Source organism: Streptomyces sp. NPDC004126 (genome assembly GCF_050275515.1).
Lineage (GTDB): Bacteria > Actinomycetota > Actinomycetes > Streptomycetales > Streptomycetaceae > Streptomyces.
In genome coordinates this window covers 128,883-140,610 of record NZ_JBNNPF010000004.1, presented here as the reverse complement: position 1 = coordinate 140,610, position 11,728 = coordinate 128,883, and the positions used below count along the sequence as shown (strand labels likewise).

General features: G+C 71.8%; 13 protein-coding genes. 6 read left to right on the top strand and 7 right to left on the bottom strand.

Going from position 1 to position 11,728, the window contains the following annotated elements; genetic code table 11:
* Positions 1-120: 120 nt before the first annotated feature.
* Positions 121-684, bottom strand: a complete 564-nt coding sequence (locus tag ACQKM2_RS05920; protein WP_427707015.1) for a hypothetical protein — start codon at positions 682-684, stop codon at positions 121-123.
* 163 nt (positions 685-847) lie between these two features.
* On the opposite strand from ACQKM2_RS05920, the gene ACQKM2_RS05915 reads away from it, so the two are divergent.
* Positions 848-1,840, top strand: coding sequence for a sensor histidine kinase (locus tag ACQKM2_RS05915; protein ID WP_427707013.1), 993 nt, complete (start codon positions 848-850; stop codon positions 1,838-1,840).
* Positions 1,841-1,850: 10 nt separating this feature from the next.
* A complete protein-coding gene (locus ACQKM2_RS05910; RefSeq protein ID WP_427707011.1) occupies positions 1,851-2,495 on the top strand; it encodes a response regulator in 645 nt (214 codons plus the stop codon).
* A 42-nt stretch (positions 2,496-2,537) separates the two neighbouring features.
* On the opposite strand, the gene ACQKM2_RS05905 is transcribed toward ACQKM2_RS05910, so the two are convergent.
* The 5 genes from ACQKM2_RS05905 to ACQKM2_RS05885 form a co-directional block, all read right to left on the bottom strand.
* On the bottom strand, positions 2,538-3,209 hold the full coding sequence (locus tag ACQKM2_RS05905) for a rhomboid-like protein (RefSeq protein WP_427707009.1): 672 nt from the start codon (positions 3,207-3,209) through the stop codon (positions 2,538-2,540).
* An 83-nt stretch (positions 3,210-3,292) separates the two neighbouring features.
* Positions 3,293-4,012 (bottom strand): ABC transporter permease, encoded by a 720-nt coding sequence (locus ACQKM2_RS05900; RefSeq protein ID WP_427707007.1) that lies wholly within the window; start codon positions 4,010-4,012, stop codon positions 3,293-3,295.
* Positions 4,013-4,026: 14 nt separating this feature from the next.
* On the bottom strand, positions 4,027-4,938 hold the full coding sequence (locus ACQKM2_RS05895; RefSeq protein WP_386271475.1) for an ABC transporter ATP-binding protein: 912 nt from the start codon (positions 4,936-4,938) through the stop codon (positions 4,027-4,029).
* Positions 4,935-5,822, bottom strand: a complete 888-nt coding sequence (locus ACQKM2_RS05890; RefSeq protein WP_427707005.1) for an ABC transporter permease — start codon at positions 5,820-5,822, stop codon at positions 4,935-4,937. The genes ACQKM2_RS05895 and ACQKM2_RS05890 overlap by 4 nt, the downstream gene beginning before the upstream one ends.
* A complete protein-coding gene (locus tag ACQKM2_RS05885; RefSeq protein WP_427707003.1) occupies positions 5,812-6,801 on the bottom strand; it encodes an ABC transporter ATP-binding protein in 990 nt (329 codons plus the stop codon). Before ACQKM2_RS05885 ends, ACQKM2_RS05890 begins: the two co-directional genes overlap by 11 nt.
* Before the next feature lie 212 nt (positions 6,802-7,013).
* On the opposite strand from ACQKM2_RS05885, the gene ACQKM2_RS05880 reads away from it, so the two are divergent.
* The 4 genes from ACQKM2_RS05880 to ACQKM2_RS05865 are packed head-to-tail and all read left to right on the top strand — an operon-like array spanning position 7,014 to position 10,747.
* Entirely contained in the window at positions 7,014-7,883 is an 870-nt protein-coding gene (locus ACQKM2_RS05880; protein ID WP_427707001.1) for a M24 family metallopeptidase, read from the top strand.
* Between the two features lie 5 nt (positions 7,884-7,888).
* Positions 7,889-9,661, top strand: a complete 1,773-nt coding sequence (locus ACQKM2_RS05875) for an SDR family oxidoreductase (RefSeq protein ID WP_427707186.1) — start codon at positions 7,889-7,891, stop codon at positions 9,659-9,661.
* A 14-nt stretch (positions 9,662-9,675) separates the two neighbouring features.
* Positions 9,676-9,822: a hypothetical protein gene (locus ACQKM2_RS05870; protein ID WP_427707191.1), complete on the top strand. Its 147-nt coding sequence runs from the start codon at positions 9,676-9,678 to the stop codon at positions 9,820-9,822.
* A gap of 10 nt (positions 9,823-9,832) precedes the next feature.
* Positions 9,833-10,747 carry a MerR family transcriptional regulator gene (locus ACQKM2_RS05865; protein ID WP_125813411.1) on the top strand — a complete coding sequence of 305 codons (915 nt, stop codon included), beginning with the start codon at positions 9,833-9,835 and terminating at the stop codon, positions 10,745-10,747.
* Between the two features lie 115 nt (positions 10,748-10,862).
* Here ACQKM2_RS05865 and ACQKM2_RS05860 read toward each other — a convergent pair whose 3' ends face one another.
* Positions 10,863-11,648, bottom strand: a complete 786-nt coding sequence (locus tag ACQKM2_RS05860) for an aquaporin (protein WP_427706998.1) — start codon at positions 11,646-11,648, stop codon at positions 10,863-10,865.
* Positions 11,649-11,728: the final 80 nt, after the last annotated feature.

Genomic DNA, 11,728 nt, shown 5'->3' with positions numbered 1-11,728 from the left:
AGGTCCGGGACGGCCCGCGCCGTGAGGCGCGCTCGAAGTGGCCGTCCCGGACCTTTTGTTGCTCCCCGCACCACTCACTGTGCCCCGGCCTCACGGGCGGTACCAGCGAATTTCCGCCGGTCAGCCGCGGAGCCCGCGGCGCCGCCAGTAGGCCGCCGTCACGAAGGCCAGGAGCGGCCCCCACAGCAGCAGGGGGGCGTAGCAGAGGGTCATGAACCAGTACGCGGCCCCGCTGGGCGCGGTGGGACTCGCGGTGAAGTTGGCGTTCCACGCGAACGCGGAGACCACCGTGACCGCGGTCACGGCGGCGGCGCCGAGGGCCGCGGGAACCACCGCGACCAGCGGCGGGATGCGGCGGCCTCCCAGCCGGGGGATCCAGCGCGGCACCTCTTCGCCCCACCGCTGCACGAGGCCCAGGGTGAGCAGGCCCAGGCATTCGGCGAGGGTGCTGAGCGCGATGAGGTAGAGCGATCCGACGCCCGGGAAGTTGTCCGCGTGCAGCGCGTCGCCCGCCTTCCAGCCGACGGGGATCCCGACCGCGATCAGTACGCGCCACAGCCCGCTCGGAAGCAGGGTCAGGGCCGCGGCCTTCGCGGCCCAGCGGACCGGGCGGGAGACACCGGCGACTACGGCGACGGCGGAGACGGCGGAGGCGGCGACCGTGGCGGGGGTGGTGAGGGCCATGACTCAAGTCCGTTTCAGGAGGCGGTTGGTGGTGCTCCAAGCCTGGTCCGGCCCGGTCCGCGCGGCCATCGGCCGATCAGCAGGTACGGGCGGCCGGGAGCCGGGTCCTCCTCTGCCGAACGGCGGATGGAACGGCTCGGCCACTGCTCGTAGGGTCGGCGGCATGACCTGGAATCCGCGTGCCCTGTACGCCCCGGCCCTGGCCTGCGGCTCCGCGCTGTCCCTGGGCGGGAGCCTCGCCCGGGTGCCCGGGGTGTGGACCCTGGCGGGGGTGGCACTGCTGCTGCCCCTTCTCTCGCTCGCGGCCCGGTGGTCACCGGTGCGGCCCGGGGCGGTGGCCGGCGCCCTGGGTACCGCTGCGGTCTCGCTCTGGCCGGTGCCGCTGCTGTGGGCGGACGGGGCGTCGTGGCTGGAGTGCAGCGGGGCGGCGGCGTTCTGGTCGGCGCCGGCTCTCGCCGCACTGGCCCTCGGCGGCCACCTGCGCCGGCAGGAGGACAGGACACGGCGGGCCGTACGGGACGCCCGGCGCGGCCAGCAGCTCGAACTGGCCCGCGATCTGCACGACTTCGTCGCGCATGACGTGAGCGCCATCGTGGTGCAGGCCCAGGCGGCCCGGTTCGTCGCCGGGAGCGACCCCCGTCAGGCGGTCGTCGCCCTGGAGCGCATCGAGGCGGCCGGCCTGAACGCACTGGCCTCGATGGACCGGACGGTGCACGCGCTGCGCGCCGCGGGCGGCGGCCCCGCCGCCCAGGCGCCGGGGCTCGCCGAACTACCGGAACTGGTGGCCCGTTTCGAGGGCGGGGTACTGGAGGCCGAGGAGCAGGCCCTGGCCGCTCTGTCGCGCGAGGCGGACACCACGGCGTACCGCGTCGCGGTGGAGGCGCTGACGAACGTACGGCGCCACGCGCCCGGAGCGGGCTCGGTACGGGTGAGCGTCCGCCAGGCCCCTGCGGGGATAGAAGTGAGCGTGGCGAACACCGCGCCACCGCGCGGGCCCCGGGGCCTCCTCGGCCGCGGGCGCGGTGGCGGGACGGGGCTGGCGGGCCTACGGGAGCGGGTGGAGGCGGCGGACGGCACCTTCGGAGCGGGGCCCGACGAGGCCGGGGGCTGGAGGGTTTCGGCGGTCTTCCCGCCGGTCGGCCCCCTTCTGGGGTGATCATGGCAGCGTGACCACCAGCATCCTGATAGCCGACGACCAAGAGGACATCCGCAGCGGGTTCCGGCTGATCCTCGACTCCCAGCCGGACATGACCGTGGTGGGGGAGGCAGCCGACGGGGAGATCGCCGTGGAGCTGGCCCGGCGGCTGCGCCCCGACGTGGTGCTCGCCGACATCCGCATGCCGCGCCTGGACGGCCTGGAGGTGACCCGGCTGCTGTCCCCGCAGACCCGGGTCGTGGTGGTGACCACTTTCGACCAGGACGACTACGTCCACACCGCGCTGCGCAACGGAGCCTGCGGCTTCCTGCTGAAGAGGTCGGGCCCGACACTGCTGATCGAAGGGGTGCGGGCGGCGATGGCCGGGGACACCCTGATCAGCCCTCAGATCACCGTACGGCTGCTGAGCCGGCTGTCGGGGACCGGGACCGCGGCGGCTCCCGTGGCGCCCGGGCAGGTGCTGACGGGGCGCGAGCTGGAGATCGTCCGGCTGGTGGCGCGCGGGTACACGAACGCCGAGATCGGCGCGGAGCTGTTCATCAGCGCCGGTACCGCGAAGACGCACATCGCGAACGTGCAGGCCAAGCTGGGGGCCCGGAACCGGGTGGGGATCGCCGCGTGGGCCTGGGAGCACGGAGTGGTCGGCCCCGAGTAGACCGGCTGGAGCCTGGTTCGTGTTTCACGTGAAACAACAGGGTCAGACGCGTGTTTCACGTGAAACATCGGGCGTCCGCCCGTGCCCGTGCGGATCGCGGTGCAGGGTGAGCGGCCAGGCGAGGAGCCCCACGGCCAGCGAGGTGGCGTGGCCGAGGTCGGTGAAGGTTCCCCCGGTGAGCAGCGGCAGTCCGAAGAAGGCGACCACGCCGAGGAGGTAGAACCATCTCCAGGGGTTCGGGAGCCGGTAGGTCAGCACTCCGATGGAGGCCGCCAGCCCGTAGCTGACGCCGATGTCGACGACGTGGGTCATGCTGTGCGGCGCACGGTTGTCCTGGATGGCCATCAGGAGCACCTTCTGGCTCAGGAGGGTGGCGACGACATGGGCGGTCGCGACGATCAGGAGCCAGCGCAGGGTGCCGAGCCAGCGTTCCACGGGGGCGTGGAAGAACTCGAAGAGCACGGCGTACAGGGCGAGCGAGGCCGGGTTCTCGATCCAGAAGGCGCTGCTGAGCAGTGCCCGGACGGGGTACTTGACCAGCTGGTGGATGTTGCTGCTGTTCCGGTGGAGCAGCACGTGGTCGAGCCGGTCCGGGGAGATCGCGACGACGAGGCTGGTGACGGCGACGATCAGCAGCCATATGTGAGTGCCGGGCGAGGAGCGTATCCAGGACCGCAAGGGCCTGGACGGCTCAGGCTCGGGATGCTGGATCATGCACCGATGATGCCCCGCAAAACTGTGCCCCGCCTGGCCGGTGGGCCGGGCGGGGCACGGTCGTGGACGCTGCCGCCGGAGTCCTACTCCTCGCCGGCGAGGGTGAGGCGGCGCAGCTTCTGGCCCGCGTACACGGTGGCGCCGACGGTGACCGCGAGGAGCAGGACCACCGCGGTGGGCAGGCCGACGCCGGCGTCGACGTACCCCTGTCCGGCGACCTTCTCGGCCAGGGCCAGGGACCACTGCTGGACGCTGAGCGTCTTGGCTCCCGAGACCAGGCTGCCGAAGAGGGACTCCCAGATGAGGGCGTAGACCAGGCCGAAGACGACCGCGTGCCGACTGACGGTGCCCAGCAGCAGGAACAGGGCGCTGTAGGCGATCGAGGCGACGAGGGCGGCCACGGTGTAGGCGACGGCGATCTGCTGGCCGTTGCCGTTGAGGATGAAGCCCGCGATCAGGGTGGGGATCGCGGAGAAGGCCATCGTGACCGCGATCGCGACGATCAGCTTGGTCATGATGATCGTCGGGCGCTTCACCGGCTTGGAGAGCAGGTAGACGATCGAGCCGTCGTCGATCTCGGGGCCGATGGCGCCGGTGCCGGCGATGACGCCGATCAGCGGGACCATCGTCGCGAGGGCGAAGCCGCCGAGGAGGTCGGCCGCCACCTTGTCGTCCACACCGGTGAAGAAGCGGACGGCGAGGGCGATGACGATCAGCAGAGCGGGGAGCGCGAAGAGGATCAGCGCGCGGCGCCTGCCGAGCAGTGCCCGGTAGGTGAGCCGGGCGACGGTGGGGTTGTACATGGGTGCCAGCTCCTTCAGGCCGCGACGAGGTAGGAGAAGACCGACTCGAGGGACTCGTCGGAGGGGGAGACCGTCAGCAGCCGGATGCCGTGGTCACGGGCGACGCGCGGCAGCAGTTCGGTGAAGCGCCCGAAGTCGACGGCCTGGATGCGCAGCGCGCCTTCCTGGAGGTCGACCTCGATGCCTGCCGTGGAAGGGTCGGCGATCAGGGCCGCGGCGAGGGCCCGGTCGTCGGAGGAGCGGACCAGGTAGCGGTGCGGGCGGTCCGTCATCAGGCGGCGGATCTTGCGGAAGTCACCGGATGCGGCGTGCCGACCGGCGACGACCACCTCGATGTGGGAGGCGAGCTGTTCGACCTCCTCCAGGATGTGGGAGGAGAACAGGACGGTGCGGCCCTCGTCGCCCATCCGCCGCAGCAGGTCCATGAGCTGCATGCGCTGGCGCGGGTCCATGCCGTTGAACGGCTCGTCGAGCAGGAGCACGGACGGCTCGTGGACCAGGGCGGAGGCCATCTTCACGCGCTGGCGCATGCCCTTGGAGTACGTGGCGATCTTGCGGTCCTGGGCGTACTCCATCTCGACCGTGGCGAGCGCCCGCTGGGCCGCCGCGTCGTCGAGCCCGTGGAGCTCGGCATTGGCGACGACGAACTCCCGGCCGGTGAGGAAGTCGTACATCGCCTCGCGCTCGGGCACGACACCGATCTGCTTGTAGACCTGCTCGTTGCGCCAGATCGGCGCGCCGTCGAGGGTGACGGTGCCCGTGGAGGGGGCCAGGAAGCCGCCCATCATGTTGATGAGGGTGGACTTGCCGGCGCCGTTGGGGCCGAGGAGTCCGGTGACGCCGGGCCCGATGCGCATGGTCACGTCGTTGACGGCGACGACGTTCCCGAACCAGCGGGAGGTGTGGTCGATGTCGATGATGGTCACAGCCCGGCCTTCCGGTAGCGGGCCATCAGGGCGGCGTAGGAGCCGGCGATGAGGCCGAGTACGACGAGCAGGTACACCACTCCGGTGGCGGCGGAGGGGCCCTCGCCGCCCGGGAAGGCGGAGGTGGCGCCGAGGAAGGCGGTCTGCACCCCGTCGATCAGCGAGATCGGGGAGAACAGGCCCATCCACTCGATGGCCCCGGTGTTCCCGGTGGAGTAGGCAACGGCCTGGAGGGTGGAGACGGCTCCGTAGGGGATGAGCAGCAGGGCGATGACGGCGGCCACGCCGAAGCCGCGGCGCGGGGTGAGTGCGGCCATGACGAGGCCGAGGCCGGCGAAGAGGAGCGACAGCAGCAGTACCGACACCAGTCCCTGCCCGAATCCCTTGGTCTGGTGACCGAAGTCGAATTTGGCCAGCAGCGAGCCGATCCACATGATCAGCAGCGGGGTGGCGGTGAGGATGAAGAGGGCCGAGGCCATGGCGGCGTACTTGGCCAGCACGTAGTCGACCCGCTCGATGGGCCGCGAGAAGTACAGCGGCACCGTCTTGAAGCGAAGGTCGCGCGAGACCGACTGGGGCGCCTGCGAAGCGAGGTAGAGACCGATGACCACCTGCGTGGTCAGGGCGTACGTCGTGTACTTGATCGGCAGGTCGCTGGAGCCGGGGACGGCGATGGCCACCGCGACGATGATCAGCGCGGGGATGCACATCACCGCGAAGAGGATCATCGGCAGCACCTTGGACTTGGCAGAGCGGCCGAGCCCGTACGCGCCGCGCAGGGACTGCGAGAACAGCGAGGTACGGGCGTAGCCGCGGCCGAGCCGGGGGCCGTCGTAGGACCGGTAGCCGATGTTGTGGATCTGGGTCGAGGTCTCAGGCGCCATCGGGGCCGGCTCCCTTCGGGTGGGCGGGGGACGAGGATCGGTCGCTGTCGCGGAAGACCTCGGCGATGTGGTGGCGGCGCTGCTCCATGCGGACCAGGCCGAGACCGAGGCCGGCGACGGTGTCGCGGACGGTGTCGTACGTCTCCTCGCCCGTGGCCTCGACGAGGAGGATGTGGCCGGCGCCGGGCAGGCCCTGCTCCTCGCCCGCGTGCAGGGTGACGCCCGCCTCGGTGAGCGCCTTGCGCAGCGCGGTGGTGCCGTCCGGGTACGCGTCGGAATCGGTGACCTCGACCGCGAGGGTGGTCGTGGTCTGGGTGAAGTCGCTGGTGGAGCTGGAGCGCAGCAGCTTGCCGCCGTCGACGACGACCACGTGGTCGCAGGTCCGTTCCAGCTCTCCGAGGAGGTGGGAGGTGACCAGGACCGAGATGCCGAAGTCGGTGTAGACGCGGCGGATCAGGCCGAGCATCTCGTCGCGGCCGACCGGGTCGAGGCCGTTGGTCGGCTCGTCGAGGAGGACCAGCTGCGGGTCGTGGACCAGCGCCTGGGCGAGCTTGACCCGCTGCTTCATGCCGGTGGAGTAGCCGCCGATGGGGCGGTAGCGCTCCTCGTACAGTCCGACGTGGCGCAGGGTGTCGGCGGTGCGCTCGCGGGCGGCGGTCGGCGGGAGGCCGGACATGCGCGCCATGTGGACGACGAACTCGGTGGCCGAGACGTCGGGCGGAAGGGCGTCGTGTTCGGGCATGTAGCCGACCCGTTCGCGGATGGCGCTGCCATGCGTGGCGACGTCCAGTCCGAGCACGGCGGCGCGGCCCTCGGTGGCGGGGGACAGTCCGAGCAGGATCTTGATCAGCGTGGACTTGCCGGCTCCGTTGGCGCCCACGAGGCCGGTCACGCCGGGCCCGATGTCCAGGGAGAGCCGGTCGAGGGCGGTCACTCGGGGGTACCGCTTGCTCAGGCTTTCGGTCGCGATGACAGTCACGGCTTCGACGTTAGTGCCGAGGGGGCCGCGGATCGTCAGACCTGGAGCGGGATCGTGTATCCGCCTTGAGGACTACGGACCCTGACGGAAGGCTGATGCCGCCGAAGTTTGTCCACAGGTCCGTGCAGGGGCCTTGACGTGATCTCCGCCCATTGTCACATTCATCAGTGGCAGGTTTCGGGAGCGTTGGGCGACAGGGACGGACGGCCGGCATGACTGGGGACACCAAGCAGCGCACCGCGCACGACTCCGGGCAGCTTTCCGCCGGGCTGCGCGGCTTCAGCGAGGTCCAGCGGCTCGCGTACGAGTGCGCGGAGACCGTGGCGGCGCAGCTGCGCCCGGGAGTGACCGAGCGCGAGGCGGCGCGGATGCAGCGCGACTGGCTGCGCGAGCGCGGGGTGCGGGACTGGTTCCACCTGCCCTTCGCGTGGTTCGGGGACCGTACCGCGTTCGCGAACTTCAAGATCCCCCTCCAGTTCTTCCCGACCTCGCGGCGCCTGGAGCCGGGGATGCCGTTCATCCTCGACATGGCGCCGGTGTACCGGGGCTACGCGGCCGACATCGGCTACTCCGGCAGCCTCGGGCTCAATCCGGTGCAGGACCGGCTGATGTCGGACCTCCGGCCGCACCGGGAGCTGATCCTGGAGCAGGTGCGCGAGCGCCGGCCGCTGCGGGAGATCTACGAGAACGTCGAGCGGCTGATGACCCGCCAGGGGTACGCCAACCGGCACCGGGCCTACCCCTTCGGCGTCATCGCGCACAAGATAGACCGGGTCAAGGAGCGCCGCTGGTCCCCGACCGCGTTCGGCTTCGGCACCCAGTCCCTCAAGGGGCTGGCCTCCGACGCCCTGCACGGGCACCGGGAGGGCTGGTCCCCGCTGTGGAGTCCGTACCACTTCTCCGACCATCCGCCGCAGCCCGGTCTGTGGGCGGTGGAGCCGCACCTGGGCTTCCGGGGCACCGGCGCGAAGTTCGAGGAGATCCTGGTCGTCACCGACTCCCGGGACCCCGAGGAGAGCGCGTTCTGGCTGGACGACGACCTGCCGCACGTGCGGCGCTGGGCTGAGGAGAAGGCGGCATGAGCGGGATGAGCGGGACGGGTCTGCAGGGCGCGCGCGAGCGCCGGGTGAGCACCGGCGGGATCGAGCTGTGCGTCGTCGAGCTCGGGGAGACGGGCCGGCCGACCGTGCTGCTGGTGCACGGGTACCCGGACAGCAAGGAGGTCTGGTCGGAGGTCGCCGAGCGGCTCGCGGACCGGTTCCACGTGGTGCTCTACGACGTGCGCGGCCACGGGCGCTCCTCGGCTCCGGTGCCGCTGCGCGGGGGCTTCACACTGGAGAAGCTGACCGACGACTTCCTGGCCGTGGCGGACGCGGTCAGCCCGGACCGCCCGGTGCACCTGGTCGGCCACGACTGGGGCTCCGTGCAGGGCTGGGAGTTCGCGACGGTCGCCCGCACCGAGGGGCGGATCGCCTCCTTCACCTCCATGTCGGGGCCCTCCCTCGACCACTTCGGGCACTGGATCAAGCAGCGGGTGAGGCGGCCCTCCCCGCGCCGGGCCGCCCAGGTGCTGGGGCAGGGCGTCCGGTCCTGGTACGTGGGGATGCTGCACACTCCGGTGCTGCCGGAGCTGGCATGGCGCGGCCCGCTCGGCAAGCACTGGCCCAAGCTCATGGAGCGCAGCGAGGGGATCCCGGTCGGCGGGTACCCGACGGCCTCGCTGTCCTCCGACGCGGCGCACGGCGCCTGGCTCTACCGGGACAACGTGCGGGCCCGGATGGCCCGGCCCCGCTCCGACGCGTACGCGCACGTGCCGGTGCAGCTGATCGTCCCGACCGGGGACGTCTTCCTGTCCGAGCGGCTCTACGACGACGTGGAGCGCTGGGCGCCGGGACTGGTGCGGCGGACCCTGCCCGCGAAGCACTGGATCCCCAGGACCCGGCCGGACCAGGTGGCGGCGTGGATCGCAGACTTCGTCACGGCCCGCGAGGAGCCTGCCGCGCGGGCGCCGGAGCAGCGCGCTCCGGGCAAGTACGCGGACCGGTTCGGGGGACAGCTGGTACTGGTCACCGGCGCCGCCAGCGGGATCGGGCGGGCCACGGCGTTCGCGTTCGCCGAGGCCGGGGCCCGGGTCGTGGCGGTGGACCGGGACGCCGAGGGCGCGGCCCGTACGGCCGAGATGGCGCGGCTCGTCGGTGCCCCGGAGGCCTGGGGCGAGTGCGTCGACGTCAGTGACGAGCAGGCGATGGAGAAGCTCGCGGCGAAGGTCGCCGCCGAGTACGGGATCGTCGACGTACTCGTCAACAACGCCGGGATCGGCCTCTCGGGGTCCTTCCTGGAGACCGGTTCCGAGGACTGGAAGAAGGTGCTGGACGTCAACCTGTGGGGGGTCGTCCACGGCTGCCGGATCTTCGGGAAGCAGATGGCCGAGCGCGGTCAGGGCGGCCACATCGTCAACACCGCCTCCGCGGCCGCCTACCTGCCCTCCCGGACGCTGCCGGCGTACAGCACCTCGAAGGCCGCGGTGCTGATGCTGAGCGAGTGCCTGCGCGCTGAGCTGGCGTCCAAGTCGATCGGGGTCTCGGCGATCTGCCCGGGCATCGTCAACACCAACATCACGGCCACCTCCCGGTTCGCCGGGGTGGACTCGGCCGAGGAGAAGCGCCGCCAGGAGCGCTCCTCGCGGCTGTACGGGCTGCGCAACTTCCCCCCGGAGAAGGTGGCGGACGCGATCCTGCTGGCCGTGGTGAAGAACCGGGCCGTGGTCCCGGTGACGCCCGAGTCCAAGGCCGCCCTGTGGATGTCCCGCTTCGCGCCGAACGCCCTGCGCCGGATAGCACGGCTGGAGCCCCGGCTGTGATGCCGTGCGACGGCATGCGCGGCACGGCCATACCCGGCTCCTGCCCGCGGTCGTACCATCCCTCGCAGGAGGGCTCGCTGCTCAAGGCGGTCGAGTACCTGGCGGCGTCTCCTGCCGCCCGGACCGCGGCGGGCGCGGTCGGCCGAGCCGCCATGTCGTAGGGAGCCGGGATTGTCCGATCAGGCGGTAGCCGAGTACAGGATCGAGGATCTGGCCCATCACAGCGGGGCGACGGTGCGCACGATCCGGGCGTACCAGGACCGCGGCCTGCTGCCGAAGCCGGAGCGGCGGGGCCGGTCCAACGTCTACCGGGAGACGCACCTGGCGCGCCTGCGCCAGATCGCGGACCTGCTGGACCGCGGCTACACCCTGGCCTCCATCAAGGAGCTGCTGGAGGCCTGGGACGCGGGGCGCGGGCTGGGCGGCGTACTCGGTCTGGTGGCCGAGGTGCACGGGCCCTGGACCGACGAGGAGGCCGACCGGATCAGCCGGGAGGACCTCAACGCGCGGTTCGGCGGCCTGCCCGACGACGACGCGGTGGACGAGGCCTGTGAGCTCGGGGTGCTGGAGCGGATCCCCGGCCGCCCGGACGAGTTCCTCGTGCCCTCGCCGCAGGAGCTGGCCGTCGCGGCCGAGCTGTACGCGGCGGGGGTGCCCCTGGGGGCGATCACGGGGCACCTGCGCGAGCTGCGCGGGCAGGTGGAGCACATCGCCTCGCGCTTCCTGGAGTTCACCACCGAGCACGTCTTCGCCCGCTACCTCGGACAGGTGCCGCCGACCGACGCGGACGCGGCCGAGGCGGCGACGATGGTGCGCAGGCTGCGGCCGCTGGCCCAGCAGACGGTGGACGCCGAGCTGGCCCGGGCGATGAGGCTGTTCGCGACCCGGCACCTCCAGCGCCATCTGGGCGCGCCCGGTGCGGCTCAGCCGACGGGCCCCGCCCCGGTGGCCCTGCCCGCCGGGACGGTGCGGGCGGTGCAGGAGCTGGTGGGGCCGGAGCACGTGGCGGAGTTCGTCCGGGCCGCGACGGAGCGGGAGCTCCAGGCCCGGACGATGAACGATCTGGCGAGCCGGCGCGGCCGGTAATGCTCGATCGGTAGTCCACAGGGGGTCCCCGGGGCGAATCGCTCAGATGTCGCCGAAACCCGCCGAAACGGCTGTGGACAACTCCCGTCTGCCTGTGGGCAACACGGGTGGCCGCCTAGACGATGGCCTCGAAGGCGGAACCCGGGCGGGGGATATCGGCCACGGCGGCCTCCGTCTCCGGCTGTCCGGATCGGGGCGCCCCGGTGTCACCGTCACGGCGCTCGCGGCCGTAGAGGAGCACGGCCAGGGCGAGTCCGAGGACGCCGCCGAGCAGCTGCGCCGCGACGAACCCGGGGAGCGACTGCGGTGCGATGCCGGTGAAGGAGTCGCTGAAGGCGCGCCCGATGGTGCCGGCCGGGTTGGCGAAGGACCCGGACGAGGTGAACCAGATCGCGGCGGCGATGTACGCGGCGACCGCGGCCGGGATCAGCCTGGGCCGGCCGATGCGGCCGAGGCCCTGGATGACCAGGACCAGTCCGGCGGTGGCGACGATCTCGCCGATCAGCAGGTGGCCCCCGTCGCGGACCTGGGTGGAGAAGGTTCCCGGGGTGCGGCCGAACATCGTCTCCGCCAGTACGGCGCCGCCGATGGCGCCGGTGGTCTGGGCGGCGGCGTACGCGAAGGCCTCACGCGCGTCGAGTCCCTCGCCGCCGGTGCGCCGGGCCCACCAGGCGGTGAGGGTGACGACCGGGTTGAGGTGGGCTCCGGAGAGGGGGCCGAACAGGGTGATGATCAGGCCGAGGCCGATCGCGGAGGCGAGCGAGTTGGCGACGAGGGCGACACCGGTGTCGCGGCTGAGGTTCGCGGCCTGGATGCCCGAGCCGATCACCACCACGAGCAGGCCTGCGGTGCCGATGAGCTCGGCAGCCACACGCCGAAGCAGTGAGGCCTTATTTGTCATAGTTTCTCCCTCTGAATAAGTCGTGATGCGGAAAATGTATTCCGTATCTTGGAAAAGCGATAGAGGGTGTCCCGCCCGCG

Excerpts from the sequence above, each read along its gene's own strand:
- ACQKM2_RS05920 (WP_427707015.1), bottom strand. The coding sequence starts at position 684 with ATGGCCCTCACCACCCCCGCCACGGTCGCCGCCTCCGCCGTCTCCGCC.
- ACQKM2_RS05915 (WP_427707013.1), top strand. The coding sequence starts at position 848 with ATGACCTGGAATCCGCGTGCCCTGTACGCCCCGGCCCTGGCCTGCGGC.
- ACQKM2_RS05905 (WP_427707009.1), bottom strand. The coding sequence starts at position 3,209 with ATGATCCAGCATCCCGAGCCTGAGCCGTCCAGGCCCTTGCGGTCCTGG.
- ACQKM2_RS05900 (WP_427707007.1), bottom strand. The coding sequence starts at position 4,012 with ATGTACAACCCCACCGTCGCCCGGCTCACCTACCGGGCACTGCTCGGC.
- ACQKM2_RS05890 (WP_427707005.1), bottom strand. The coding sequence starts at position 5,822 with ATGGCGCCTGAGACCTCGACCCAGATCCACAACATCGGCTACCGGTCC.
- ACQKM2_RS05880 (WP_427707001.1), top strand. The coding sequence starts at position 7,014 with ATGACTGGGGACACCAAGCAGCGCACCGCGCACGACTCCGGGCAGCTT.
- ACQKM2_RS05875 (WP_427707186.1), top strand. The coding sequence starts at position 7,889 with ATGAGCGGGACGGGTCTGCAGGGCGCGCGCGAGCGCCGGGTGAGCACC.
- ACQKM2_RS05870 (WP_427707191.1), top strand. The coding sequence starts at position 9,676 with ATGCGCGGCACGGCCATACCCGGCTCCTGCCCGCGGTCGTACCATCCC.
- ACQKM2_RS05860 (WP_427706998.1), bottom strand. The coding sequence starts at position 11,648 with ATGACAAATAAGGCCTCACTGCTTCGGCGTGTGGCTGCCGAGCTCATC.